The 26,628-nt window shown below is 62.1% G+C and carries 26 protein-coding genes; 16 read left to right on the top strand and 10 right to left on the bottom strand.

Annotated features, from left to right (window positions below):
- Nucleotides 1-93: 93 nt before the first annotated feature.
- A complete protein-coding gene (locus EOC94_RS26490; protein WP_245465661.1) occupies nt 94-1,623 on the top strand; it encodes a glycosyltransferase family 39 protein in 1,530 nt (509 codons plus the stop codon).
- Between the two features lie 66 nt (nt 1,624-1,689).
- Complete coding sequence (locus tag EOC94_RS26485) at nt 1,690-3,009, top strand: Xaa-Pro peptidase family protein (RefSeq protein ID WP_127294468.1); 1,320 nt, start codon at nt 1,690-1,692, stop codon at nt 3,007-3,009.
- 18 nt (nt 3,010-3,027) lie between these two features.
- Here the strand turns inward: EOC94_RS26485 and EOC94_RS26480 are convergent, their stop codons facing one another.
- Both EOC94_RS26480 and EOC94_RS26475 read right to left on the bottom strand, forming a co-directional pair.
- On the bottom strand, nt 3,028-3,828 hold the full coding sequence (locus EOC94_RS26480) for a PhnD/SsuA/transferrin family substrate-binding protein (protein WP_127294404.1): 801 nt from the start codon (nt 3,826-3,828) through the stop codon (nt 3,028-3,030).
- An 82-nt stretch (nt 3,829-3,910) separates the two neighbouring features.
- Nucleotides 3,911-4,921 carry a fatty acid desaturase gene (locus tag EOC94_RS26475; protein ID WP_185928329.1) on the bottom strand — a complete coding sequence of 337 codons (1,011 nt, stop codon included), beginning with the start codon at nt 4,919-4,921 and terminating at the stop codon, nt 3,911-3,913.
- Between the two features lie 229 nt (nt 4,922-5,150).
- Here EOC94_RS26475 and EOC94_RS26470 point away from each other — a divergent pair, with 229 nt between their 5' ends.
- Both EOC94_RS26470 and bmt read left to right on the top strand, forming a co-directional pair.
- Nucleotides 5,151-5,993 carry a helix-turn-helix transcriptional regulator gene (locus tag EOC94_RS26470; RefSeq protein ID WP_029351899.1) on the top strand — a complete coding sequence of 281 codons (843 nt, stop codon included), beginning with the start codon at nt 5,151-5,153 and terminating at the stop codon, nt 5,991-5,993.
- A gap of 90 nt (nt 5,994-6,083) precedes the next feature.
- Nucleotides 6,084-7,100, top strand: a complete 1,017-nt coding sequence (bmt, locus tag EOC94_RS26465) for a betaine--homocysteine S-methyltransferase (protein ID WP_127294402.1) — start codon at nt 6,084-6,086, stop codon at nt 7,098-7,100.
- Between the two features lie 165 nt (nt 7,101-7,265).
- On the opposite strand, the gene EOC94_RS26460 is transcribed toward bmt, so the two are convergent.
- The 5 genes from EOC94_RS26460 to EOC94_RS26440 all read right to left on the bottom strand — a co-directional run bounded on the left by EOC94_RS26460 (nt 7,266) and on the right by EOC94_RS26440 (nt 13,715).
- Entirely contained in the window at nt 7,266-9,380 is a 2,115-nt protein-coding gene (locus EOC94_RS26460) for a VWA domain-containing protein (RefSeq protein ID WP_127294400.1), read from the bottom strand.
- Nucleotides 9,381-9,382: 2 nt separating this feature from the next.
- Complete coding sequence (locus EOC94_RS26455) at nt 9,383-9,937, bottom strand: RNA polymerase sigma factor (protein WP_127294398.1); 555 nt, start codon at nt 9,935-9,937, stop codon at nt 9,383-9,385.
- An 89-nt stretch (nt 9,938-10,026) separates the two neighbouring features.
- The gene (locus tag EOC94_RS26450; protein WP_127294396.1) at nt 10,027-10,719 is read right to left on the bottom strand and encodes a dienelactone hydrolase family protein; all 693 of its coding nucleotides are present in this window, start codon (nt 10,717-10,719) and stop codon (nt 10,027-10,029) included.
- A 103-nt stretch (nt 10,720-10,822) separates the two neighbouring features.
- A complete protein-coding gene (locus EOC94_RS26445; protein ID WP_245465660.1) occupies nt 10,823-11,470 on the bottom strand; it encodes a hypothetical protein in 648 nt (215 codons plus the stop codon).
- 670 nt (nt 11,471-12,140) lie between these two features.
- Nucleotides 12,141-13,715, bottom strand: coding sequence for a trimethylamine methyltransferase family protein (locus tag EOC94_RS26440; protein ID WP_127294394.1), 1,575 nt, complete (start codon nt 13,713-13,715; stop codon nt 12,141-12,143).
- Nucleotides 13,716-13,986: 271 nt separating this feature from the next.
- Between EOC94_RS26440 and EOC94_RS26435 the strand changes: the two genes are divergently transcribed.
- Nucleotides 13,987-14,685 carry a B12-binding domain-containing protein gene (locus EOC94_RS26435; RefSeq protein WP_095486700.1) on the top strand — a complete coding sequence of 233 codons (699 nt, stop codon included), beginning with the start codon at nt 13,987-13,989 and terminating at the stop codon, nt 14,683-14,685.
- Between the two features lie 198 nt (nt 14,686-14,883).
- On the opposite strand, the gene EOC94_RS26430 is transcribed toward EOC94_RS26435, so the two are convergent.
- Both EOC94_RS26430 and EOC94_RS26425 read right to left on the bottom strand, forming a co-directional pair.
- Nucleotides 14,884-15,099: a hypothetical protein gene (locus tag EOC94_RS26430; protein ID WP_127294392.1), complete on the bottom strand. Its 216-nt coding sequence runs from the start codon at nt 15,097-15,099 to the stop codon at nt 14,884-14,886.
- Nucleotides 15,100-15,371: 272 nt separating this feature from the next.
- A complete protein-coding gene (locus EOC94_RS26425) occupies nt 15,372-15,512 on the bottom strand; it encodes an entericidin A/B family lipoprotein (RefSeq protein WP_127294390.1) in 141 nt (46 codons plus the stop codon).
- Between the two features lie 64 nt (nt 15,513-15,576).
- Between EOC94_RS26425 and EOC94_RS26420 the strand changes: the two genes are divergently transcribed.
- Nucleotides 15,577-16,206 carry a DUF1638 domain-containing protein gene (locus EOC94_RS26420; protein ID WP_126106108.1) on the top strand — a complete coding sequence of 210 codons (630 nt, stop codon included), beginning with the start codon at nt 15,577-15,579 and terminating at the stop codon, nt 16,204-16,206.
- Nucleotides 16,207-16,213: 7 nt separating this feature from the next.
- Here the strand turns inward: EOC94_RS26420 and EOC94_RS26415 are convergent, their stop codons facing one another.
- A complete protein-coding gene (locus EOC94_RS26415; RefSeq protein WP_127294388.1) occupies nt 16,214-17,137 on the bottom strand; it encodes an NAD(P)-dependent oxidoreductase in 924 nt (307 codons plus the stop codon).
- A gap of 123 nt (nt 17,138-17,260) precedes the next feature.
- Between EOC94_RS26415 and EOC94_RS26410 the strand changes: the two genes are divergently transcribed.
- The 10 genes from EOC94_RS26410 (at nt 17,261) to EOC94_RS26365 (ending at nt 26,553) form a co-directional block, all read left to right on the top strand.
- A complete protein-coding gene (locus tag EOC94_RS26410) occupies nt 17,261-17,836 on the top strand; it encodes a DUF4893 domain-containing protein (protein WP_127294386.1) in 576 nt (191 codons plus the stop codon).
- Between the two features lie 91 nt (nt 17,837-17,927).
- Nucleotides 17,928-18,710 (top strand): formyl transferase, encoded by a 783-nt coding sequence (locus tag EOC94_RS26405; protein ID WP_126106106.1) that lies wholly within the window; start codon nt 17,928-17,930, stop codon nt 18,708-18,710.
- 46 nt (nt 18,711-18,756) lie between these two features.
- The gene (locus EOC94_RS26400; protein ID WP_245465659.1) at nt 18,757-19,668 is read left to right on the top strand and encodes a fatty acid desaturase family protein; all 912 of its coding nucleotides are present in this window, start codon (nt 18,757-18,759) and stop codon (nt 19,666-19,668) included.
- A gap of 145 nt (nt 19,669-19,813) precedes the next feature.
- Nucleotides 19,814-20,116 carry a virulence factor gene (locus EOC94_RS26395; protein WP_127294384.1) on the top strand — a complete coding sequence of 101 codons (303 nt, stop codon included), beginning with the start codon at nt 19,814-19,816 and terminating at the stop codon, nt 20,114-20,116.
- Nucleotides 20,109-20,708: a methylenetetrahydrofolate reductase C-terminal domain-containing protein gene (locus tag EOC94_RS26390; RefSeq protein ID WP_127294382.1), complete on the top strand. Its 600-nt coding sequence runs from the start codon at nt 20,109-20,111 to the stop codon at nt 20,706-20,708. Before EOC94_RS26395 ends, EOC94_RS26390 begins: the two co-directional genes overlap by 8 nt.
- Nucleotides 20,705-21,796, top strand: coding sequence for a methylenetetrahydrofolate reductase (locus EOC94_RS26385; protein WP_095486708.1), 1,092 nt, complete (start codon nt 20,705-20,707; stop codon nt 21,794-21,796). Before EOC94_RS26390 ends, EOC94_RS26385 begins: the two co-directional genes overlap by 4 nt.
- Before the next feature lie 79 nt (nt 21,797-21,875).
- On the top strand, nt 21,876-22,850 hold the full coding sequence (locus EOC94_RS26380; RefSeq protein ID WP_077383680.1) for a methyltetrahydrofolate cobalamin methyltransferase: 975 nt from the start codon (nt 21,876-21,878) through the stop codon (nt 22,848-22,850).
- Nucleotides 22,801-24,930 (top strand): ASKHA domain-containing protein, encoded by a 2,130-nt coding sequence (locus EOC94_RS26375; protein WP_127294460.1) that lies wholly within the window; start codon nt 22,801-22,803, stop codon nt 24,928-24,930. Before EOC94_RS26380 ends, EOC94_RS26375 begins: the two co-directional genes overlap by 50 nt.
- A 190-nt stretch (nt 24,931-25,120) precedes the next feature.
- The gene (locus tag EOC94_RS26370; protein WP_095486758.1) at nt 25,121-25,306 is read left to right on the top strand and encodes a hypothetical protein; all 186 of its coding nucleotides are present in this window, start codon (nt 25,121-25,123) and stop codon (nt 25,304-25,306) included.
- Between the two features lie 263 nt (nt 25,307-25,569).
- The gene (locus tag EOC94_RS26365) at nt 25,570-26,553 is read left to right on the top strand and encodes an alpha/beta hydrolase (protein WP_127294380.1); all 984 of its coding nucleotides are present in this window, start codon (nt 25,570-25,572) and stop codon (nt 26,551-26,553) included.
- Nucleotides 26,554-26,628 lie beyond the last annotated feature (75 nt).

The raw sequence follows: 26,628 nt of genomic DNA, 5'->3' as shown, positions 1-26,628 counted from the left end.
GCCGCCGCCCATCCCAAGGCTGCTACAACGTTGTGCAAGACCCGGTCTCATGCTAGCGCAGCCGGTGCAACCGGCACGGGCGATGAGAACTCCTTGAAGTATTCGATGAAATGGGCCGAATGGCTTGCCGAGGGCAGGATCGGCCCTTTCCCCGCGGCGATCGTGTTGGTCGCGCTTTATTGCTGCACACAGGTCGTCGTGCTGTCGCTGGCGAGCCTGTGGGCGGGAACCGGGGTCGGTGTCGATGACTCCGAACAGCTGATGTATATGCGGTTTTTGTGGGCCGGCTATGGCGGCTCGCAGCCGCCGCTTTACTCCTGGCTCGGCTGGTTGACGTCGTCGGTTTTCGGAACCAACATCTTCGCGCTTAAACTACTGAAGTATTCCCTGATTTTCGTGGCCTTGACGTCGGTCTTCGTCGCGGTGCGCAAACTCAGCTATTCCCAGCGCACCGCAGTTGCCTCCATTCTAGGTCTGTTGCTGTTTCCTCAGCTGGTCTGGGAAATGCAGCACACCTTATCGCATACCGTTGCCGCCTTTTGTTTTTCGGGGCTGCTGCTGCTTGCGCTCGTCGAGCTTCTGCAGCGCAAGTCGCTGCTGACCTATGCCTTGTTCGGCCTGGCGATCGGTACGGCTGTGCTGGCGAAATACAATCTTTTCATCCTGATTGCCGCGATGCTGGCGGCGACCTTATCGCTGCGCGAGACCCGCCAGGTCATCCTGCGTCCGCAAATCATGATCAGCATGGCCGTGGCGCTGCTGGTCTGCCTGCCGACATTATATTGGACCGCCACGCATCCGAGCGAATTGCTGGCGCGCAGCTATAAGTTCGGCATCAATGAAGGCGACGGTGCTTTCCTCGTCGCGTTGAAAGGCATCATCGGCTTTGGCGATGCCGTAATGAATTTTGCCATCTTGCCGGTCGTGATTTTCGCAGTGGCGATGCTGGCGGGACGGGTCAGTCCATCGACGCTCCGCCTACGGCTTCCAGATTCGGAAAAACTATTGTGGCGCATTCTCGGCTTCGGGCTCTGCATCACCATTGTCCTGGTGATCGCCAGCGGCGCCACCACGTTCAAGGCGCGCTGGTTGTTGCCGGTCCTGCTTTTTCTGCCTGCCGCCTTCGCCGCCCGCATGGACTCCCTCGGCGACAAAGGCAGGACGGCGCAAAACCTCACCATCACCGTTGCAGCCACACTGGTCATACTGATCTTGCCGGCGACGTGGGCCTATCAGGTCTATGGCGGAAAGGGCCAGGGGCGCGTCGTCCGTCTGGACTACCCGACGCTGTATCATGATCTGACCGCGGATGGCGCAGTCAAGACGGTCATGTCGGACTGGCACTGGGTGGGCAATCTCAGGCTCGTCGATCCCGACCTTGTCGTCCTCGGAGAAGAGGTGCCGGGTTTCGCCGCGTTGCTGCAGGAACCCGCCGTTCTGATCTGGCTCGACAGGCCCAGCCCGGAACCGGAAATCCTGGACCGCATCAACCAGGCGGGTTTCGTCCTGGATAGTGAAAGCCGCAGCCTCAGGGTTCCCGAATTTTTGGGTTCGAGCGAAGGCAGGCTTGTGACCGTCGTCAAGTTGAAAAAGCGAAATGCCAATGCTCCTGCGGCCGATTGAGATCGGGAGGATAGGAAAGTGAGCGAGCCAGGCGTCGAGCGACGGTTCGGTCGCCACCGCAAGATCATGCCGTTCGAGCCGGACGACGCGGGCTCTATCGACGCGTTGCGCCTGAAGTCGCGGCAGAAGGCCGCTGAACTCAACCAGCATGTGCTTGGCTACGGCGCACTGGCGGAAGCCGAGTGGCAAGCCGCCGGCGTTGCTGCTCCCGACCTACCCACCATGCGTCAGTACCGGCTCGACCGCATCCGCGCCGAGCTGAAGCGCCGCGACTATGCGGGAGCCCTGCTCTACGATCCGATCAACATCCGCTATGCGACCGACTCGACCAACATGCAGCTCTGGGTCGCGCACAATCCGACAAGGCATTGTTTCGTCGCCACCGAAGGCCCTGTGGTGCTGTTCGACTATTTTTCCTGCGAGCACCTTTCCGACCATTCCGGCGTCGTCGACGAGGTGCGGCCGGCTGTGTCGTGGATGTATCTCTATAGCGGCGAGCTGACCGAGCAAAAGACCCGCCGCTGGGCGGCCGGCATAGCCGATCTGGTGAGGGAGCATGGCGGCGGTATCAGCCGCATCGCCGTCGATCACATCAATCCTGAGGGCGTCGAGGAACTCGCCCGCCTCGGCATCTCCATCGGCAATGGAGAAGCGCTGATGGAAAATGCGCGCCTGATCAAATCGCCCGACGAAATCCTGGCCATGCGCCGGTCGATCGTCGCTTGCGAGGCGGCGATGGGCGAGATGGAAACAGCGTTGCGGCCAGGAATTTCCGAGAACGAATTATGGGCCGAACTCCACCGCGGCAACATTGCGCGTGGCGGCGAATGGGTCGAGACCCGGCTCTTGACGTCCGGCCCGCGCACCAATCCGTGGTTCCAGGAATGCTCCTCGCGAATGATCGAAGCCGGCGATCTCGTCGCTTTCGATACCGATCTGATCGGCCCTTACGGCTTCTGCGCCGACCTGTCGCGCACCTGGCTCTGCGGCGAAACCGAGCCGTCCACCGAGCAAGGCGACCTGTTTCGCACCGCCGCCGACCAGATCGCCCACAACATTGGCCTGATGCAGCCGGGCACTTCGTTCCGCGACCTAGTCGAGCGATCGGCGGTGCCGCCTGGTGATTGCTTCCCGACGCGCTACGGCGTGCTCTATCACGGCGTCGGCCTGGCCGACGAATACCCGACGCTGCCGCATGCGATCGACTGGACCGACGACACGCCCGACGGCGTGCTTGTGTCAGGCATGGTGCTTTGCGTCGAGAGCTACATCGGCCGGCTCGGCGGACGCGAAGGCGTCAAGATCGAGGACCAGATCCTGATCACCGAAACCGGCAACGAGCAGCTTTCAAGCTACCCGCTGGATGAGCGACTGCTCGGCAGATAATCGCTTCCGGATCGGATTTCAGCCAACTGCCGCGAGAGCTTCGCGCAACGCGGCGACGATCTTTTCCGGCGTCGATCTGGCGGTGATGAAGGGCAGGCCTTTGCGCCTTCCCGTCCAGCCAACGACCTTCACCGCTTGCGCCGCTGGCTCGAAGCGTTGCGCCAGCGCCCAGCTCCTGCAGTCGATGGCCGCGACATCGGCCCTGCCCTCGGCAATCGCGACGATCGATGCGCGGTGGCCGCCGCTTTCGCTGCGCGCCGTAAAGATGTCCAGGCTTTCGCCCATTGCTTCCAGGTCGCGCGTTAGCCCGACGAAGCCGGACATCGAATCGAGGCTGTTGAAGGTAAAGTGCTTGCCACGCAGGACATCGAGCGGGATGAGAGGGCTGCCATCGGACGGTGAACCAACCGATGGCGCCTCACCTGCCCGCATCACGAGCGCGCTCGAATAGAGTTCCCCCTGCCCGCCCTCGTATGCGTCGTAGCTCGGCTGGCCGATCACCTGGACATGCGTCGACAGGCCGAGTTCCATCGGCCCCCAGCAGGTCTGCGCGAACAGCAGCGCCGGATGCAGCCAGAGGCCGTGAAAATCCAGTTCGTCCGGCGGCAGCGTCGCCGGATCGGGCGCGATGACCTTTCCGGCGGCGTCGCGGATGCCGCCTTCGACAGGCCGCAGATCGGCATTGACGCGAGCGATCGTCTGCGGCGCGTCGATGCCATTTTGCCGAAAGGCATCACGCAGCCGTGCCCATTGGGCATCGACCTCGCTCCGCATTTCGGGCCAGTCATACATCGGCAAGGCGGCAACGAAATCGCTCATGCCGGGACTTTGATCGTTACGCTGAGAAACTGACGAGACCATTGACGCGCACCTGGCTATCGCCGCGGCGATGCCGCAAAATTCATTCTTTCGGCGGCTCGGCCGGCACCGGCGCGCTGCCAAGGCCATTGAGGCTGCGCGCCCTGACGCGCGGCTTGAACGCCCGGCCTGGTTCCGGCGCGCGCCGCAGCACGGGGTGGACGATTGGCTCCTTAGCCTTGAACGCATAAGCCTTGAGCAGCGCGAAATAGTTCGGATAGGCATAGCCATTGTTCATCCGCAGCCACTCGTCACGGCGGTCGGCAAACAGCTTCGGCAACCGGTACCAGGCCACCGTCGGGCTCTTGTGATGGACGAAATGCAGATTGTTGTTGAGGAACAGGAAGGACAGCGGCGAACGCTCGACGATCACCGTGCGGCCTTCCGGATGCTCCGACCACTGGTGCTCGGCGAAAGTGCGGATCGAAATCAGCGACTGGCCGAGCCACACCGGCACCAGGATGTAGAGCCACAACGGGATGCCGAAGCCGAACTGCACGACCGGCAACACGACGGCTAGGCCGATCGCGTGCAGCAACCACGCCTTGCGGATCACCTTGTCGCCGGCAAGCATCTGCTTGGCATCGTCGATGAAGAAGCCGATGCAGGAGAGCCACGGGCCAAGCACGAAGCGGCCGACCATGGTGTTGTTGATCTTCAGCAGAAATTTCATCGCCGGCGGCAACTCGTCATGGTGCCACAGCGCCTTGTAGTAGCTTTCGGGGTCGTCCAGCGGATCGGTCAGCCGTTCGTCGGCATGGTGGTGCAGGTGAATGGTCTTGAACCGGCGGAACGGCCAGACGAGGCCTATCGGCAGGAAGACGAAAACTTCGTTGAGCTGTGCATTGCGGGTCGGATGGCCGTGCAGGACTTCGTGAGCCAACGAGGATTGCAGTGCGGCGACCAACGCCAGAACGGCGAGCGCCAACAGCGGGTACGATGGCCAGAAGAGCGAGCCGGCGACGAGCCAGGTGCCGTAACAGAAAAACGCCAGAAACACGGTCGGCCATTCGATGGCCGGTGCATTGCGTCGTCTGTTATTCGTGCTCGTCATGGATCGACCACTGCCCTTCCAGTCGCCGGAATCATTTTTGATTCCTGACAGCATTGTGTCAGGAGCGTTGAATCGCTGCAACGCGACAAAGCGCACAAGATGTTGCGATTGCGCATTTTCAGCCGCATATGTTATATTTTGTAAACAAGCTGGAGGATTCATTTACGCCTAAGGTGCCGCTTCGGTGGCTTCGGCGGATTTTTTTCCTCCCAATGGCCGGAATGACGATATGGACAAACGCGACCTGTCGACGATCTTTCGGGAGCGCCTGAAAATGCTCTTGACACGGTCCGACTTGAACCAGTCCGCCTTCGCGACGGCGGTGGGCATCGACCGTTCGGCGCTTTCGCAGTTGCTGTCCGGCGCCTCGACACGCCTTCCTCGCGCCGAAACGCTGCTCAACATCGCCGCCGAATTCAAGGTATCGCTCGACTGGCTGCTCGGCCTCAGCCAGGACGAAGGCGTCACCGGTGAAATCCGCGAGAGCCTGGAGATCGAAGAAGCGCCCGATGGCTTTGACCGCACGCTGCTGGCAAGGTGGCATGCCGAGGCCGCAGGCACGAAAATCCGTTACGTGCCGGCCGGCATTCCCGATCTTCTGCGCACCGAGGCGCTTGTCGACTACGAGGCGGGCATCGCCAACAAGAGCCGCGAGGCGCAGGCCGGTGAGACGCAGTACCGTATCGACTACAACCGGCGGCCGGAAACCGACATGGAGGTCTGCATGCCGCGCCACACGCTGGAGATCTTTGCGCGGGGCCTAGGCGTGTGGGACCGTTTCCCGGAGGCCGACCGCCACCAGCAGCTTCTCCACATGGCGACGCTGCTCGACGATCTCTATCCCACTTTCCGCCTGTTTCTCTATGATGGGCGGATGCGCTATTCGATCCCCTACACCATCTTCGGACCCTATCGCGCCGCCATCTATGTCGGCGACATGTATCTGGTGCTGAATGCGACCCAGCCGGTCCGCACGCTGACCAGCCATTTCGACAATCTGATCCGCGCCGCCGACATCAACGCGCATGAGGCGGCCAGCTTCACACAAAGGCTGGCGGAAATGCGATTTTGATGGCCTGTTTCCTGCGTCGACATTGACGCCATATAAAGAGTTCTTTATATCCTTATCTCGACAAAGAGTTCCCCGGAAGGCGTATTTCCAATGACCAACCCGATTGACGCGCTGCTTGCCGAAAAGGGCGTTCTGCTCGCCGATGGCGCCACCGGCACCAATCTGTTCGCCATGGGGCTCGAGGCCGGCGAGGCTCCAGAGTTGCTGAACGAGACCGCGGCGGACACCATCACCAGCCTGCACCAGAACTTTGTCGATGCCGGCGCCGACATCATCCTCACCAACTCCTTCGGCGGCACCCGTCACCGGCTGAAGCTGCACCATGCGCAGGACCGCGTGCATGCGCTGAACAAGCGCGCCGCCGAGATCGCCCGCGCTGTCGCCGATAAAGCCGGCCGCAAGGTCATCGTGGCGGGCTCGGTCGGCCCGACCGGCGAGTTGCTGGTGCCGCTCGGCGCCATGACCTATGACGAGGCGGTCGAGGCCTTTGCCGAACAGATCGAGGGCCTGAAGGCCGGCGGCGCCGAAGTCGCCTGGATCGAGACAATGTCGGCGCCGGACGAAATCCGCGCCGCCGCCGAAGCCGCGATCCGCGTCGGCCTGCCCTATACCTATACCGGCTCCTTCGACACCGCCGGCCGCACCATGATGGGGCTGTTGCCGAAGGACATCCATGGCGTCGCCGATGGACTGTCGCAGGCGCCGCTCGGTGTCGGCGCCAATTGCGGTGTCGGCGCCTCCGACATCCTCGCTTCGCTGCTCGACATGACCGAGGCGAAGCCGGAGGCGACGGTGATCGTCAAGGGCAATTGTGGCATTCCGGAATTCCGTGGCGCCGAAATCCACTATTCCGGCACGCCCGAACTGATGGCCGACTATGTCAGGCTGGCCGTCGATGCCGGCGCAAAGATCGTCGGCGGCTGCTGCGGCACCTCGTTCGCCCACCTGGCCGCCATGCGCAAGGCGCTCGACGCACACACCAAGTCGGATCGCCCGACCGTCGAGAAAATCGTCGAGCGCATCGGCCCGATGCGCAACAAGCAGGCGACGGTCAACGCCACCGAGACCAGCGAAGCCCGCCGCGAGCGTCGGCGCAGCCGCGCCTGACGCTTTCGGCTACCCGGCACTTTCGTCGAGGCGTCACGACCAATGTCGGAATTACAATGCTGAAAAAGGCCGGCAAGGTTTCCCCTGCCGGCCCGCCTCACCCGCCCGTGGGTCGGCTTCCCCTATCAGAACGATCCATCTGAAGAAAACCGGCCATCATCGCCACTACCGATTGCCGCCCAGCGCCGAGGCAAGGCGCACAAGCGAGAGGAACTCGGAGCGGTACCCAAACGGGTCTGCTCCCCGGGCGGCAGTGGCAATCTCCACGATCTTGTCGTAGCCGAACTTCGCGGTCGCATCCTCGTCGCGCAGCTTCTGGCCGAACGCCGCGACGGCAACCGAGAACCGCTGGTCGGTGCTGGCCTGGTTGAAATCAGCCACTTCGTTGGCTGATGTCACCGGCGTGGTGATCAGCTTCGAGGCATCCTCGTTCGGCAGCTTGTAGCGGATCTTCACGAAGGCATATTCGTCGGCGTTGGCGACGCCGCCATTGTTCACCGACGCCTGGCCGTAGCGCAGCGGATCGATCTTCTCGCCGCCGCTGCCCTTCGGCGTGATCTCGTAAATCGCGGTGACCGAATGGCCGGACCCGATCTCGCCGGCATCGACGCGGTCGTTGTTGAAGTCCTCGCGGTTCAAGGCCCGCGTCTCATAGCCGATCAGCCGGTATTCCGAGACCTTGTTCGGGTTGAACTCGACCTGGATCTTCACGTCCTTGGCGATGGTGAACAGCGTCGAGGACGCATCCTCGACCAGCACCTTCTCGGCCTCCGCCAAAGTGTCGATATAGGCAGCGGTGCCATTGCCGTTCTGGGCAATGGTCTGCATCATTTGGTCGTTGAGATTGCCGCGGCCAAAACCGAACACCGACAGGAACACGCCGGTCTTGCGTTCCTGCTCGATCAGCCGCTTCAAATCGTCATCGTCGGTCTGGCCGACATTGAAGTCGCCGTCCGTGGCCAGCATCACTCGGTTGACCCCGTCCTTGACGAAGGATTTCTGCGCCAGCCGGTAAGCTTCCTTGATGCCCGCCTCGCCGGCCGTCGAGCCGCCGGGCGTCAATGTGTCGATGGCATTGAGGATCTTGTCCTTCTCCGAGACCTTGGTCGGCTCCAGGACAGTGCCGGCATCACCCGCGTAAGTGACGATCGAGACTGTGTCGTCGGGCCTCAACTTGCTGACCAGAAGCCGGAAGGCCGACTGCAGGAGCGGCAGCTTGTCCTGCTCGTTCATCGAGCCCGACACGTCGATCAGGAACACCAGATTGGCCTTGGGCTGCTCGGCCGGCTTGGCGTCGAAACCCTTGATGGCGACATGCATCAGCCTGGTATGCTCGTTCCATGGCGTCGGCATGACGCTGACGGTCGAGTTGAACGGCGTCGAGGCAGTGTCCGGTCCTTTCCAGTCATAGGGGAAGTAGTTGATCATCTCCTCGACGCGGACCGTGTCGGCCCGCGGCACAACACCTTCCCTGAGCGAACGCCGCACGAAGGAATAGGAGGCCGTATCGACATCGATCGAAAAGGTCGAGACCGGGTCTTCGAGCGCGGCACGCACCGGATTGGTCTTAAAATCCTCGACGCGGTCGCGGTTTTGCTCCGGCAGCAGCATCTGATCGGCTGGTGCGGTCGAAGGCTGAGCCATCAACCTGGATTGGGCGACAGTACCGGGCACACGGCCAATCTGCGCGGCGCCATCGACTGCAGGAGCCGTGGCACTTGAACCGCCAGCCAGCGCCTCGCGAGGCGAGGGCTCGGGCGCATTGCGAGCCAGCATATCCTGTTGCACCAGGCCACCAAGCGCATTCGACTCGGGCTTCGGCGGCGATGCCGGCGCAAGCGCCTCGGCCGCGGCGCGGCTTTCGGCGTCGACATCAGCTTTCTTCTGTTTGTCGGCCTCGGCCACGGTGAGCGGCCTCACCGTGGCCGGCGCTTTAGCCGCTGGTTTGTCGGCCAGCGTTTCGGTGATCTTCTCGTCCCCGCCGGAATGGAACGGCTGCTGCTGCAGCATATAGATGGTGGCGTATCCGGCGATCGGCAGGGCGACGAGCCCGGCAATGGCCGGCGTGGCGAAGAGTTTCTTTTGCATGATTTCGCTCCAGAGCTTTTGTGCTCGCTCTGTGAGACGAAGCCCGTTCGCCGATCCTTGGGTGGCAGGTGAAGTTTTTTCGTCCAGGTCGTAGGCGCGCATGGCAGCCTCGAAGGCACGCGCCTTCGCCTCGGCACCCGGTGCCGGTGTTGCGATGTCGCGCAGCCTGTTGAGTTCGTTATCGTCGACCATGATCACACTTCCCCGGCTGAACGCATGAGCGTCTTCAACCGTTTCTTCGCTTCATGGATGTGCCAGGAAACCGTCGTCTCCGAGATCCCCATCGCCTCGGCAGCGGCTGCGTGACTCAGCCCTTCACCATAGACGAGCAGCACCGCGTCGCGCTGCTTGCCCGGCAGCATCCGCACTGCCGCCCAAAGCGCCTCGGTCGGATCTTCAGGCTCGGCTTCTCCCGAGATCAGTGCGTAAGCGCCGTAGGCGTCGATCTTGACCGTCTCGCGGGCGGTCTTGCGCATCACGTCGCGTGCCGCATTCAGCGTCATGGTGTAGAGCCAGGTGGTGAAGGCGCCGCTGCCATGATAATCGCGGATCGCCCGGCCAAGCCGGACGCAGACTTCCTGGGCGACATCCTCGGCATCGGCCTTTTTCCCGCACCAGCGATAGGCGGCGCGATAGACGAAGTCATAGTGCCTTTCGAGCAATTTGCCGAAAGCCCCCCTGTCTCCGCCCTTCGCCCGCCCGATCAATTCGGCGTCGGAGGCTTCGCTTTCATCCAGCATCATCGCCATCATTGCCTGTTGGACGAAGGCTAATGGCGATTCCTTGGAGTGATGGAAGAAATTTTTTGGGAGGCGGTCACTTGAAGACCATCTGCGCCCTACCCGAGCGTCTCCGCGAACAGCGTCGTCAGCCGCTTCCAGTGGCGCTCGGCGCCGGTTGCATCGAAGGCGCCGTGGTCCGGCACGCACCAGCCATGCGCCATGCCGGCATAGTTTTCGATGACGTGGTCGACCTCGGCCGTGCGCAGCGCTTCGGCCAGCCGCGCCGACTGTTCGGGTGGGAAGCTGCGGTCCACACCAGCCGTGCCGACATAGACCCGCGCCTGGATCGACGCAGCCTTCCGATGCGGGCTGTCGGCGGCAACGATGCGGCCGGGATAGGCCGCGGCGGCATTCAGCGCCCGCGCTCCGCCCATGCAATAGCCGACGGTGCCGACCGGTCCGGTCACGCCCTCGGCATCGAGCGCATCGAGGAAAGCGCCGCTGTCGCGGATGGTCATGTCCTGGGTCGTGCCGCTGAGAAGACCCGTGATGACGGCCTTGCTCTTCTCGTCGCTGAATGCAGTCTTGGCCTCGAAAGGGCCGTAGGGCGCGTTGCGGTAGAAAAGGTCCGGGACCAATACCGCGTAATTGTCGCCTGCAAGCCGTTCCGCCATTTGGTCGAGCGCCGGCCGCGGGCCAAAAGCGTCCATATAGAGGATGACAGCGGCCTTGGCCGGGGCTGCCGAGCGGAACAGACCGGCTTTTGCCAAGCCGTCAATGGTTTTGATCTGAATGTCCCGCTTCGCCATCACCACTCCTTTGACTTGTCGTGCGATAGATATCCGCGCAGTCCGTCAGGGCAAGTCGTAATGAGGCAACCGCATTCAAGATTCCGTGCGGCATTCGGCGACGCTACAGACGCGCAAACGCCGCCATGTGAAAAGCTTGAGCCTCTGGGGGATAGCGGTAGTCCGTGCCATAGGGACAGGCGTTTCGGTCGAGACAGCCGCCGGTTCGGCAAGGCGCGCCGTTTTGCCCACGCACATGCGCCAGACAAGTTTCATGCGCGAAACCATCCGCAGAATACGCATCGACCGGACAGGATTTCAGGCAAGGTTTGTCGACACATGCATCGCAAAGGTGAACCACGCCGCGAGGTTCGTGAAGCGCAATCTCGTGGTCGAACAGCAGCGCGCCGCGATAGGCGTGCCAGAGCCCGTATTGCGGATGCATGAGGATGCCGAGCGGCGACGGCCGCAAGCCCTCCGCCCGCATCGCCCATTGCTGGAACGGCAGATATGGCTTGTCGGACGGTGACACGGCACGCGCGCCGAAGTCGTTCGCCACCGCACCGATCACTTCGCGCGACCATGTATCGAGCGGGTCGCCGATGTTCCGTGATTGATTTTCCCGCCAGCGTAGGAAATGCGGCCATGGCGCGGCGCCCGCCTGCCCCACCAGCAGGACGGATCTGGCGGCAGCGCCGGAGAGACCGGAAGGTGCTTGCTCGCCGCCTGCAAAATTGAAGCCGCCGCGCAGGATGAGGCCGTGGGCGGCCAAGGCCTTGCCAACGCCTTCATAACGAGGTCGGGACCCGTGTGATTGCAACCCAAAGGATGTCACATCGGACATAGTCGCCTTATGAAGCTCGTAAGCTGCGTGACTCTCTTTTCGGATCGTGAGGGTGGGAACACCCCGAGATCATATGGCTCCAAACCCTCCCCCGATCATCCACGATCGTCAGCCAGCACCTAAACCCGTTTTCGCCATCCGAGCAGACAGGAGAATCAATGATATTCCGAGGCAGGTTAAACTCTACCTCGATCGAACAAGTTTGAAGTTTCAAGCCTCGAGCCGCGGCTTGGGCCTCAATCATGGAACGATACCGTCCTATCATCGAAGCGAAGGTTGGCAATGTCGCGGAAGACTCTTTTGACAGGTCTATTCGAATTTTAGATGTCGAATTTTCTTGTGCCAATGAATGGAGTTTGCCTACGCCCCAGTAGCCATCAACGTCGTTGTTACGGCTCACGAACGATCTGGCGATATCGATCGCAACACCCTTGAAAACCTTCCTTCGAGCCATATCGGTCTCCGGGCAAGCGATGTCCGAAGGCATCGGACGGGCAGACGCAAATCACCCCTTCTTGTCCGAATCGGAGAAGGCGCTCCGCCAGACTTCCTTGTGGATGATGTTGGCGACTTTAGCCCCGCCTGACTCGGGCTCCTTTCAGGTGAAGGCGTCGGCCATCGACGCCTTCTTCCTGCCGATGAAGTCCTTCAGCCCGTCGTCGATACCCTGATCGAGATGCGGCGCCTCGTAGCTTTCCAACCAGCGGCGGGCGAGTTCGTTGGCGCGCTGCGGCGCGGTCTTTTCGCCTTCGGCCAACCACTGCTCGTAGGAATTGTTGTCGGCGATGTTGGAACGGTAGAAGGCGGTCTGGAAATTGGCCTGGGTGTGGTCACAGCCGAGATAATGGCTGCCTGGACCGACCTGGCGGATGGCGTCCATCGCCTGGCCGTTCTCCGACAGGTCGACGCCTTCGGAGAACTTCTGCGTCATGCCGAGCTGGTCGATGTCCATCATGAACTTTTCGTAGCAGGAGGCGAGCCCGCCCTCGAGCCAGCCAGCCGAATGCAGCACGAAATTGGTGCCGGCGAGGATCGTCGAGTTCAGCGTGTTGGCGCTCTCATAGGCCGCCTGCGCGTCCGGGATTTTCGAGGCGCAGAGCGAGCCGCCGGTGCGGAACGGCAGGCCAAGCCGGCGCGCGAGCTGCGCCGCGCCATAGGAAACCAGCGACGGCTCCGGCGTGCCGAAGGTCGGCGCGCCCGACTGCATCGAGATCGACGAGGCGAAGGTGCCGAACAGCACCGGTGCGCCCGGCCGGATCAGCTGCGTGAACGACGCGCCGGCCAGCACTTCGGCCAGAACCTGGGTCAGCGTGCCGGCGACCGTCACCGGGCTCATCGCGCCGGCGAGGATGAACGGCGTGACAATGCAGGCCTGGTTGTGGCGCGAATAGACCTTCAGCGCCCCCAGCATGGTCTCGTCGAACACCATCGGCGAATTGGCGTTGATCAGGCTGGTCAGCACCGTGTTGTTCTCGACGAAATCGTCGCCGAACACGATTTTTGCCATCGCCACCGTGTCCTCGGCGCGCTCCGGCGCGGTGACCGAGCCCATGAACGGCTTGTCCGAATATTTGATATGACTGTAGATCATGTCGAGATGGCGCTTGTTGACCGGCACGTCGACCGGCTCGCATACCGTGCCGCCCGAATGGTGGATCGACGGCGCCATATAGGCGAGCTTCACGAAATTGCGGAAATCCTCGATCGTTGCATAGCGCCTGACGCCGCCGAGGTCGCGCACGAAGGGTGGTCCGTAGACCGGCGCGAAGACGGTGGCGTTGCCGCCGATCTGCACTGAGCGCTCGGCATTGCGGGCGTGCTGGGTATAGGTGGACGGCGCTGTCTTCAACAGCGAGCGGCAGAGGCCTTTCGGGAAATGCACGCGCTCGCCCTTGACGTCGGCGCCGGCCTCTTTCCACAGCTGCAGCGCCTCGGCGTCGTCGCGAAAGATGATGCCGATCTCTTCGAGCACCGTGTCGGTGTTTTTCTCGATCAGCGCCAGCCCTTCCTCGTCCAGCACCTCATAGACGTTGATCTTGCGCTTGATGTAGGTGAGCTGGGTGCCGGGGCCGCCACCCGAGCGCGCTGCCCGCCGGGCAGCGGCACCACCGCTGGCGGCACGTCCGCGCCGCGCGTTTGACGCTTCCTGGTCGACCGGCGCGTTCTCACTCATGATCGTTCTTCCCTGACTTTTGTTCTGGCATAATTATTACGGCCGCATATTGCGCCTTCTGGCCGGATCGTAGCCATGCACCCTATTCGAAACGGCCCGCCAGCGCCAACGCCTGTCGCAAAATCGACAAGAATTCCAATAGATTTGCGGTCGCTTTCCTTTTGCGGGAAGTCGCAAATCAGCTATGGACGCAAGGCTGTAGCGGGTTAGGTATTGACGTGATATTTGAGGCCCCGCAACTGTATCCGTGCGGCAAGGAGCTGGATTAAAAATGGCCGACGACGAGATCATCCTTTCCGAGCTTTCCGACGACGAGCTCGTGCAGCAGATGCACGACGACCTTTATGACGGGCTGAAGGAAGAGATCGAGGAAGGCACCAATATCCTTCTCGAGCGCGGCTGGGCGCCTTACAAGGTGCTGACCGAGGCACTGGTCGAAGGCATGCGCATCGTCGGCGAGGATTTTCGCGACGGCATCCTGTTCGTGCCGGAAGTGCTGTTGTCCGCCAACGCGATGAAGGCCGGCATGTTCATCCTGCGTCCGCTGCTCGCCGCCACCGGCGCGCCTAAGCAGGGCAAGATGGTGATCGGCACCGTCAAGGGCGACATCCACGACATCGGCAAGAACCTTGTCGGCATGATGATGGAGGGCGCCGGCTTCGACGTCATCGACCTCGGCATCAACAATGCGGTGGAAAAATATCTCGACGCCATCGAGCAGCACCAGCCCGACATCATCGGCATGTCAGCGCTGCTGACGACGACCATGCCCTACATGAAGGTCGTCATCGACACGATGAAGGAAAAGGGCATCCGCGACGACTATGTCGTGCTGGTCGGCGGCGCGCCGCTCAACGAGGAGTTCGGCAAGGCCGTCGGCGCCGACGCCTATTGCCGCGACGCCGCCGTGGCGGTCGAGACCGCCAAGGACTTCATGAAGCGCAAGCACAACGTCCGCGCTTCGGCCTGAGCTGACGAGGAGAAGACAGGAGCATAAGTACGGAAGCCCGTACTTATGCTATGATACAGGCCGATGCGGCGCGTAACGCTGGCATGTCAAGACATCAGCAAGCGACAGCGATCCGCGTAGCGAACATACCCGATAACCTTTGAACGGGAAGTTGAGCGCGGCAAGCCTTGCTCGGAGCGTTCGGGCGAGTTGAAGCGCCTATTCTGACTTTTTCGCCTCTTCCTTTTTCAGGATCGGCGTGTCGGCAGTTGTCGGCGTATTCGCGACGCTTGCGACTTTGGTTTGCTGATCTACGCTTGCCGCTTTGGTTTGCTGATCCACGGAGGCCGTCGTTTTATTGTGGCCAACACATTCCGCTGCGGCGCCGGACACCGAGAGGCCCAGAGCGGCGACAACTAAGAGAGCGGTCTTCATCCTATGGCTCCTAGCTTCGTTGTTGAGGGTACTAGAAAAGGGTAACGGCATATCCCCTGCTCGAAAAGTCAACTTTTCGTGCCCGCCCCGAAGAAAACAATTGCAACAGGGACACGACGTCCGCGCTTCGGCCTGATCTCGGCGAATTCGGCATGCACAATAAATCGAGCCGCGCCTTGCAGCGCGACTCTGTTGTTCCCAGATGTTTACAAAGACTTAACGCGTATCGCTTCAACTATCTTGATAGCGATGCGCTTTGGTCAGGTTGCGGATCAGGGATTCTCGACCGTGTCCTCAACCGCGTTTGCGGTCGATTTGACATCCTTGCCGACGCCGCGGACGGTGTTGGCGCAGGCCGAAAGAGCCAGGGCGCAAGCGAGAATGGCGATCGGCGCAATGCGTAGCGGTTTCATGAATTGTATCTCCCTCAACAGATAGATTCGTGGGACAGCAACGAAAATCGGTTAGACTGGTTCCATGAGCGCCGTGCGAAAACCACAAGCCGATCAAGGCGACAGGCTGCTCGTCATCGCCTGTGGGATGATTGCGCGCGAAATTCTGGCCGTCAAGGAGCAGCTGGGGCTCGACCATCTCGACCTGACCTGCCTGCCGGCGGAGTTCCATTTCTACCCGGACCGCATCGCACCGGCCATGGACAAGGCAATCGGGAAGGCCAAGGCGGACGGCTACAGAAACATCTTCGTCGGCTACGCCGATTGCGGCACCGGCGGCCTGCTTGACCGCGTCTGCGAAAAGCATGGCGTCGAGCGCATAGTCGGGCCGCATTGCTTTGCCTTCTATCAGGGCATGGATGCCTACGCGAAGGTCGCCGACGATGACATGATGTCGTTCTACATGACCGACTTCCTGTGCCGCCAGTTCGACGCCTTCTTCATGAAGCCGCTCGGCCTCGACAGGCATCCGGAGCTGATCAAGGACTATTTCGGCAATTACGAGAAGCTGGTCTATATCGCCCAGACCGACGACCCGGAACTCGACAAGGTCGCCGAGCAGGCCGCAAAAATGCTCGGCCTCGCCTATGAGCGCCGCTCGACCGGCTATGGCGACCTGACGACGGAACTGGCCAGCGCTGCGGCACACGCCTGACGTTCGATCAGGCGGCCCCTTCTTCCGCCGCGAGCGCGGCGAGCACATCGGCAAAGCTCGTCTTGCAGACGAAGCCCAGCCTGTCCCGCGCCCGCGAGGCGTCGTAGACACGGTCGATCGAGGAAAACATCGTCCAGCCTTTCCGCGCATAGAGCGCCGGAAACTCCGGAAAATAACGCGCGACGACGGATCGTGCGTCGGCGATCAATGCCGCGCAATCGTCGGGCCGGAACGGCGTCGGCGCCGAGACGATGAAGATGTCGAAGCCCAGCTGTGGCGCCTTCTCCAGCGCCGCGATATGAGCCTCGGCGGCATCTTCCACGGTCAGCCGGCGAAACAACAGCTCATTGGCCTTGGTGTTGGCGTCCGACTGCTCGATCGCATGCGCCATATCGTCTGCCTCGGGAAAAAACCGTGCGGTGCGCAGCACGATCACCGGCAGTCCGGACTGAATGTGATAGAGGCGGCAAAGATGTTCGGCCGAAAGCTTGGTGACGCCGTAGATGTTGCGCGGCTCGGGCGACATGTCTTCCGTCAGCCAGGCGGCCTTGCGCGCACCGCCGGTCAAGCCGGCGCGTATGGCTTTCGAGATCATCAGCGAGGTCGTCGACGTGAAGACGAAGCGCTGAATGCCTGATGCCACCGCCGCATCGAGCAGGTTGAGCGTGCCGCGCACATTCGTCTCGATGAAATCCTCATTGCGGTTGTGTTCGATGTCAGGCTTGTGCAGCGCGCCGCTGTGGATGATCGCCTCGATGTGATTTTTGCTGACCGTCTGCATGACCAGATCACGGTCGGCGACCGAGCCGATCACCTGCGTTTGCACCGACGGGACGGGATCGAGGCCGACGAGGTCATGGCCAAGGGCCCGCAGGCGCGGCGCCAGCGCGCTGCCCAGCCAGCCTGACGATCCCGTAAGCAAGATCCGCATCGGCGAAACCACGAATTTTAACCTGGCCGCTGTTAAGCACGGATGACAGGCCTCCGCGAACGGGTAAGTTATGTGCCAAACGAGAAAACAGGCTGTTCCAGCTATCGACTAGGAAACGCACCGATGATCGCTCGCCTCTTGATTGCCGCAGCAGGCGTTGTCTGTTTCGCCCTGCCCGCGCTCGCCGATGGCGAGGTGCAGAAGCTGATCACGCCCGCCGACAAGGTGCGGCTCGACAAATATGATGAGACGCGTAAGGCCGCCCTTGATGAAGCCAAGGCCGGCGACGCCGCCGAGATCAAGCAGCTCGACGCCTTGCTGGCAAAGCCGCTGGTCTCGTTTTCCGACAAGGACCTGACCGGCAACTGGCAATGCCGCACCATCAAGGCGGGCGGACTAAGCCCGCTCGTCATCTATGGCTGGTTCAAGTGCAAGGTGAGCGACGATGGTTCGGGCTGGATGCTGGAAAAAATCACCGGCTCACAGCGCACCAAGGGCCGTTTCTTCGACGACGGCGAAAAGCGCTCGATCTATCTCGGCTCCTTCTCCGTCAACAACGATCCCGCGAAACCCTATGGCAGCGGCCCACAAAGCGATCAGGTCGGCTACGCCTTTCGCAACAGCGTCAACGAATGGCGCATCGAGTTCCCGACGCCCTATCACGAATCGAAGCTCGACATCCTTGAATTCAAGCGCTGAGCCTGCGGCCCTGGTTCCGATCACCAACGATTAACCCGACCGGCCTAGCATCCCGCCCGCTGAGAGCAGGTCTTTTCGGGGCGGCACAAACATGGAACCGTTGAAATCAAATCCGCGGCCGATCGTCGTCGTCACCGAAGGCGGACCGCATATCTGGGCCATCGTCAACGCCATCTCTGACCGACTCGGGCCGGTGAGCGTCATCCTCGAAAGCCCTGAATCCAAAAAGCAATTGCTGCTCGGGCGCGCGCGGCGCCAAGGCTGGCTACAGGCCATCGGGCAGCTCGGCACGATGGTGCTGACGCGGCTCGGCAAGCGGTTTTTCGCCGGGCATGCAGCCCGCATCATCGCCGAACAGAAGCTGCAAACCGAAGCCGGGCCCGGACAGGCGATCATCCACGTTCCCTCGGCCAATGCGCCGGAGTGCCTGCAGGCGATCAGGGAAATCCAGCCCGGCGTCGTGCTGCTCGCCGGCTGCCGCCTGCTGTCGAGGCAGACGCTGGCGAAAATCCCTTGCCCGGTCCTCAATTACCATGCCGGCATCGCTCCGAAGTATCGCGGCATGAATGGCGGCTACTGGGCGTTGGCCTCCGGCGATGCGGAGAACTTCGGCACCACCGTTCATTTGGTCGACGCCGGCGTCGACACCGGCGGCGTGCTGCGGCAGGTGCGCGGCAAGCCTGAGGCAGGCGATACGATTTCAAGCTATGCGCTGCGGCAGGCGGCATTCTCACGCGACATCTGCGTCGAGGCGGTCAGGGATGCGCTGGCCGACAAGCTTGCCACCTCAGATCCCGGCCTGCCTTCCAAACAATGGTATCATCCGACGATCTGGTTCTACCTCTGGACCGGCGTAAAAACCGGCGTCTGGTAAGGAGCGCCGATTTACCGGACAGCGCCTCGGCGATAAGCTTGCAGGCATGAGCGAAATCGACCACCGCACCATTATCGCCGGTCTGTCGGTCGAGGATCGTCGCGACCTCACCGCCAAGCTGGATAGGCCCGGCATTGTCCGGCTGGCTGTCCATGGCGGACTGGTTGTCGTGCTGGGCGCGCTGATCACCGCCCGCATCCCATTCTGGCCCATTATTATGCTGCCGCAGGGGATCCTGATCGTCTTCTTCTTCACGCTGTTGCACGAGACCATCCACGAAACCGCTTTCAGGACAGCGTGGCTCAATCGCGCCATCGCCACCGTGACCGGCTTCCTGATCCTGCTGCCGCCGGTCTGGTTCCGCTATTTCCATTTCGCGCACCACCGACACACGCACGATCCGGACAATGATCCCGAACTCATGAGCCCGAAACCGGAGACCATCGCCCAGTATTTGCGCTATCTCTCCGGCCTCCCCTATTGGATCGGCATGGCGCGCGTGACTGTCGTCAACGCCGCCGGCCGCAACCGCGACGGCTTCGTGCCGGAAAAGGGCCGCGACAAGGTGATTTCGGAAGCACGTTGGTTCCTGATCGCCTATGCGGTGCTGCTGGTGGCCTCGCTGGTCGCGCAGTCGGCGCTGCTGCTGTGGGTCTGGATTGTGCCGGTGCTCGTTGGCCAACCCTTATTACGGGCCTATCTGCTGGCCGAGCACGCACTATGCCCGCATGTCGCCAACATGCTCGAAAACACCCGCACCACCTTTACTACAAGGCTTGTGCGCTTCGTCGCGTGGAACATGCCTTACCATTCCGAGCATCACTCCTATCCGGCCGTTCCCTTTCACCGCCTGCCGCGTTTCCACCAGATCGTCGCCGAGCATCTGCGCACGACCGAGCGAGGCTACGTTCGCTTCCACAGGAAGCTCGTCGGCAGCTTCGATCGTCGCGGCGGCTGATCCAAACCAAGCCAAGCATCGAAAATTTCCAGCTTTCCTTTTGCGCCCTGCGATTGCGTCGCTTTTGAATGCGCGCGCGTCGTCCCATAACAAGCAGCCCAACAGCGCTTCCGGCAATGCTCGGAACACGAGGAGTAAGAAGTTCATGGCCGATCTGATCGTCGTCTACTGGCGCGACATCCCCGCGCAGGTCATCGTCAAGAAGGGCCGGCAGAACGCTAAGCGCGAACTGCCGCTGCGCTTCACCGAGGCGATCGACATGTGTGCGATGCGCACCGGCGCCGGCGGTACCGACGACTACCTAGCCGAATGGCGCAAGGCCGACCCCGTGCCGGTCAGCGACGATCTTGAAGGCGAGGCTGAAAAAGCCTTTCAGGATATCGACGCGAAATTCGACCGCGAGCGGCTGGTCGCTCTGGTCAAGGCGGGCGGAAAAGAAGATGCCTGAACCAACCCCGGCGGTTACCCAGGCCACTTTGGTCAAGAAGGCGGCGCCGAAATCCGACTACAAGCCGGCCGACGTGTCGCCGCAGCGGCGCGTGCAGCGCTCGTTCGCGGTCAGGCTGTGGTCCGTGCGGCATTCGCGATTGCTCGAATGGTTCTACGCCAGGTTCGCCGACATGTTCTTGACTCTCCACCCGCTGTGGAAGGGCATCGGTTACGGCCGCGTCGAAGCCCCGATCAAATTCGTCGAAAAACGCGTCAAGGGTTTTATGTTCGATTGCCGCATGTGCGGCCAGTGCATCCTTTCCTCCACTGGCATGTCGTGCCCGATGAATTGCCCCAAGCAATTGCGCAACGGCCCTTGCGGCGGCGTGCGTGCCAACGGCAATTGCGAGGTCGAGCCTGATATGCCCTGCGTCTGGGTCAAGGCCTGGGAAGGCTCACGCAACATGAAGCATGGCGACAAGATCCTCGACGTGCAGAAGCCGGTCGACCAGTCGCTGCGCGAAACCTCGGCATGGCTGCGGGTGACAGCGCAGGCCGCAGCCGCGCGCGAAGCCACCCGCAACGCTCCGAATACCGAGGCATCGACATGATCGGCCGCCAGCGCGACGAGAACCCGGCCGGCATTCATCTGCCGCTTGAGCCCCTGCCCGGCCACACGTCGCGCGGACGCCTGGAGCGCGTGCTTCGGCGCGGCGAGTTCGCGGTGACGACCGAGCTCAACCCGCCCGACAGCGCCGATCCGGAAGATGTCTACAACCGCGCCAAAATCTTCGACGGCTGGGTCGACGCCATCAACGCCGTCGACGCGTCGGGCGCCAACTGCCACATGTCCTCGGTTGGCATCTGTGCGCTGCTGACCCGCATGGGTTATGCCCCGATCATGCAGATCGCCTGCCGCGACAGGAATCGCATCGCCATCCAGGGCGACGTGCTGGGCGGCGCGGCGATGGGCGTCGCCAACATGCTGTGCCTGACCGGCGACGGCGTGCAGGCCGGCGACCAGCCAGGCGCCAAGCCGGTGTTCGATCTCGATTGCATGTCGCTCCTGGAAACCTGCCGCATCATGCGCGACAACGGCAAGTTCCTGTCCGGCCGCAAGCTGACGACGCCGCCTCAGCTTTTCCTCGGTGCGGCGATCAACCCTTTCGCGCCGCCGATCGATTTCCGCCCCTACCGGCTGGGCAAGAAGATCGCCGCCGGTGCCCAATTCGTGCAAAGCCAATACTGTTTCGACGTGCCGATGTTTCGCACCTACATGCAGCAGATCCGGGACCTCGGTTTTACGGAAAAATGCTTCATCCTGTGCGGGGTTGGGCCGCTGGCCTCGGCCAAGACCGCAAAATGGATCCGCTCCAACGTGCCGGGCATTCATATCCCCGATCAGATCGTCAAGCGACTGGAAGGCGCCCAGGATCAGAAGAAGGAAGGCAAGCAGCTCTGCATCGACATCATCAACGAGGTGAAGGAAATTCCCGGCGTCTCCGGCGTCCATGTGATGGCCTACCGCCAGGAGGAATATGTCGCCGAGATCGTCGATGAATCGGGTGTGCTGAAGGGTCGCCAGCCCTGGAAACGCGAAATCCGCCGCGACGACCAGCTCGTCGCCGACCGTCTAGACCACATATTGCACGACGAGATCACCGAAACGCAGGTCGACATGGTCAAGACCGCGCATTGATAGCGCGGACGGTTACCATTCGCTTGATCGAAATCAGAAACGATATAAAGAAGTCTTTATATCACGACGGAGAGATTTCATGACCCGGACGATCGTCGCCTCGGCGACACGAGAAATCATTATCGGCTTCGACCAGCCCTTCTGCGTGATCGGCGAACGCATCAATCCGACCGGGCGCAAGAAGCTCGCCGCCGAGATGATCGCGGGCAATTTCGACACTGTCATCAGGGACGCGCTGGAACAGGCCGCCTGCGGCGCGACCATGCTCGACGTCAATGCAGGCGTGACCTCGGTCAATCCGAACGAGACCGAACCAGGCCTGCTGGTGCAGACGCTGGAGATCGTGCAGGGACTGGTCGACCTGCCGCTGTCGATCGACAGTTCGGTGACCGCCGCGATCGAGGCGGCGCTCAAGGTCGCCAAGGGCCGGCCGCTGGTCAACTCCGTCACCGGCGAGGAAGAAAAGCTCGAAGCCATCTTGCCGCTGGTCAAGAAATACAACGTTCCGGTGGTCGCCATCTCCAACGACGAGACCGGCATTTCGATGGATCCGGACGTGCGCTTCGCCGTCGCCAAGAAGATCGTCGAGCGCTGCGCCGATTTCGGCATTCCGGCGCACGATGTTGTCGTCGACCCGCTGGTCATGCCGATCGGCGCGCTGGGCGACGCCGGCCGCCAGGTCTTTGCCCTCCTGCGCCGGCTGCGTGAAGAGCTCAAGGTCAACACAACCTGCGGCCTCTCCAACATTTCGTTCGGCCTGCCGCACCGCCACGGCATCAACGCCGCCTTCATCCCGATGGTGATCGGCGCCGGCATGACCTCGGCGATCATGAACCCGGTGCGTCCGCAGGAGATGGAAGCCGTGCGCGGCGCCAACGTGCTGAACGGCACCGACGAGAACTGCACCAACTGGATCAGGACCTACAAGGACTACAAGCCGGCCGAAGGCGGCCAGGCGATCGCGGCGCCCACGCAAGTCAATGCGCCGGGCGAAGGCAATGGCAATGGTGGCCGCCGGCGCGGTGGCCGTGAAGCCCGTATGGCCCGAGGATAAGCGCGCAATCGTGAACTCTCCTGCCAACATCACCGACCCGCTCGTGCTGTTCATGCCGTCCGGCAAGCGCGGACGGTTTCCGGTCGGCACGCCGGTGCTCGATGCCGCGCGCCAACTCGGCGTCTATGTCGAGAGCGTGTGCGGCGGACGCGCCACTTGCGGGCGCTGTCAGGTCGAGGTGCAGGAAGGCAACTTCGCCAAGCACAAGATCGTCTCTTCCAATGACCACATCTCGCCCAAGGGCGCCAAGGAAGAGCGCTACGAACGCGTGCGCGGCCTTCCCGAACGGCGACGCCTGTCCTGCTCGGCGCAGATCCTCGGCGATCTCGTCGTCGACGTGCCACAGGACACGGTCATCAACGCGCAGACCATCCGCAAAGACGCCGACACCAGGGTCATCGCCCGCGATTCGGCAATCCACATGTGCTATGTCGAGATCGAAGAGCCCGACATGCACAATCCATCAGGCGATCTCGATCGCCTGAAGATCGCGCTGATGAAGGACTGGGGGCTCAAGAGCCTCGATTTCGACTTCCATCTGTTGCCGCAGGTCCAAGGCATCTTGCGCAAGGGCAACTGGACCGCGACCGCCGCGATCCACAAGGATGCCGACAGCGAGACCGCGCGGGTCATCTCTTTGTGGCCCGGTCTCAAGAACGAGGCCTACGGGCTTGCCTGCGATATCGGCTCGACCACCATCGCCATGCATCTGGTGTCGCTGCTGTCGGGCCGCGTCGCCGCCTCGTCGGGCACGTCGAACCCGCAGATCCGCTTCGGCGAGGATCTGATGAGCCGGGTCTCCTATGTGATGATGAACCCGGACGGCCGCGAGGGCATGACGGTCGCTGTGCGCGAGGCGATCTCGGGTCTCGTCGACAAGGTCTGCGCGGAGGGCAACGTCCAGCGCAACGACATCCTGGATTCCGTGTTCGTCGGCAATCCGATCATGCATCACCTGTTCCTCGGCATCGACCCGACCGAACTCGGCGGCGCGCCCTTCGCGCTGGCCGTCTCGGGCGCCGTGCACATCAAGGCGTCGGATATCGGCCTGAAGCTCAATCAGGGCGCCAGGCTCTATATGCTGCCTTGCATCGCCGGCCATGTCGGCGCCGACGCGGCTGCGGTGACGCTGTCGGAGGGTCCGCACCGGCAGGATGAGATGATGCTGATCGTCGACGTCGGCACCAATGCCGAGATCGTGCTCGGCAATCGCCAGCGGGTCGTGGCGGCCTCCTCGCCCACCGGCCCGGCCTTTGAGGGGGCGGAAATCTCCGGCGGCCAACGCGCGGCGCCCGGCGCCATCGAGCGCGTCCGCATCGATCCCGACACGCTGGAGCCGAAATACCGCGTCATCGGCTCGGAACTGTGGTCCGACGAGCCCGGCTTCCTCGACAGCGTGCAGGCGACCGGCGTCACCGGCATATGCGGCTCCGGCATCATCGAGGTGGTCGCCGAGATGTATCTGGCCGGCATCATCTCCGAGGACGGCGTCGTCGACGGCAGCCTCTCCGCCCGCTCGCCGCGCGTCACTGCCAGTGGCCGCACCTTCTCCTATGTGCTGAAGGAAGGCGAGCCGAGGATCACCATCACCCAGACCGATGTGCGCGCCATCCAGCTCGCCAAGGCCGCGCTTTATGCCGGCACCAAGCTGTTGATGGAAAAGCAGCACACCGATCATGTCGACCGCATCCATTTCGCCGGCGCCTTCGGCTCCTTCATCGATCCGAAATACGCCATGGTGCTGGGACTGATCCCCGATTGCGATCTCGACAAGGTCTCGGCCGTCGGCAACGCCGCCGGCGCCGGTGCGCGCATGGCGCTGCTCAATCGCGGTTATCGCCGCGAGATCGAGGAAACGGTGAGCCGGATCGAGAAGATCGAGACCGCGCTGGAACCGAAATTCCAGGAGCATTTCGTCTACGCCATGGCGTTGCCGAACAAGGTCGACCCGTTCCCGAAACTGTCGGCCGCAGTGAAACTGCCGCCGCGCAAGACGGTCAGCGAGGACGGCATTGCCGGCGATGCCGCCCCGCGGCGGCGTTCGCGCGAAGGCCACGCGGCGCGGCGCGGCCGGGGATAACATCCCGCCGGCGAAAGCTGCTTTTCGCCCTCATTCTCGTTTGCATGCAACTGTTTCCGGATCAGCCCAAACTGAAACAAGGCGCTGTTTTCGTGTAATCCACCAGATACATGTGCGGCGCATTTAACCGGCATCGAACGGCAGGCAGGAAATAACTTTCGGCCGCCGCAGCACTCCAAAGGAGATGAAGATGTCGATGTTCGAAAGCCTCGGCCGCTATGGTATGGCCATCAGGAATGCACACAAAAGAAACAGGTCCGTCCGGGCGCTGAACAGCCTGCCGCCCGAAATTCAGAGGGACATCGGCTGGCCCGTGTCGCCGCGCGAAGACCCGCAGGTCACCTTCTCGGCTCTGCTTCTGGGTTCGGCGCGCTGATGACCTTCGCCGACAAATGCAAGCTGCTGGCCAAGCGCCGGAGCCGTCATGCGGCTCCGGCGGCAAGCGACCGTCGACTGCGCGCCGCACTGCTGCCCCAGCGCTGAGCATTGCAGCGAGCCACGACTGAACGCTGGCCTTGATTGCCAGCCAGATCACACCGCCGTGTTAAGACTGCGCAAATCTTGACATTTTGGGCGAAGGCACGATCTTCGATAGCGAGGGGTTCTCTTAGTCGGCTCAGCCGAAGTCCGTGTGTCCGCATGCCAAGTCTCAAAAGCCACGTCGTGTCCTTCGTGCTCAGGCATAGCCGCAAGCAGGCCTTTTCCAGCCCGGAAAACCTGCAGCGCTGGATCGCGTATGCACGCAAGACGGAGAATCATCAGCCGCCCGTATCGCTGCATCAGCGTTTCGAGATCACGACGCGCAGCGTGGACGGCTTTCCCGTCTACGAGATCGCGCCGAAGGCCGGTGTGCGAAAGCGGATCCTCTACCTGCATGGCGGCGCCTATGTCTTTCAAATCACGTCCTATCATTGGGGGCTGATCGCCGATATGGCCGACCGGCTGGGCTTCGGCATTACCGTGCCGATCTATCCCATTGCTCCCGAACACGATTTCCACGCCATGTTCGGCATGGTCGGCGAGGTCTACCGTCAGATGCTCGACGAAACGGAAGCGCAGGATATCGTCTTCATGGGTGATTCCGCCGGCGGCAACATGGCCGTGGTGCTGACCATGATGGCCGCGGAAGACGCCCAGGCCTTACCGTCGCGCCATGTGCTGATTTCGCCCGGCCTCGACTTGTCGCTCGCCAACCCCGAAGTGTTCGAGGCGGAACGCTACGATCCATGGCTGGGAATTCCGGGCGGGCTGGAGGCGGTCCGGCTCTACAGTGCCGGCATAAATCCTAGTGACTGGCGCATCAGCCCGCTTTACGGCGACCTCTCGGTGTTGCCGAAAACGCTGCTTCTGACCGGTTCACGCGATATGCTAACCCCCGACAATCTGATCTTCGCGCAAAAGGCCCGTGCCGCCGGTGTCGAGATAGAGGTCGTGCACGAGCAAGGCATGTTCCATGTCTGGCCACTGATCGACATGCCAGAAGCGCGGCGCGCGCGGGACAGCATCGTGACGTTCCTGACCAGCGACACCGAAAGCTATCACGCCAAAGCCGGCGAATTGGCACTGCAAGCAGCAGGTAAAGACGTGGCCGCTCACGACTTGGCTGCGCCGTTGAGGTCGTAGCTAGAGCATTTTGCAGCCAAACGTCTTCGTTTGGCGTCCGACAAAATGCGTTAAAACAAAGACTTGGAGCGCGGT

The sequence above is a fragment of the Mesorhizobium sp. M6A.T.Ce.TU.016.01.1.1 genome (assembly GCF_003997065.1).
GTDB classification, from domain to species: Bacteria; Pseudomonadota; Alphaproteobacteria; order Rhizobiales; family Rhizobiaceae; genus Mesorhizobium; species Mesorhizobium mediterraneum.
The sequence above is the reverse complement of the archived record's forward strand: the minus strand, read 5'-3'. Positions and strand labels throughout refer to the sequence as shown.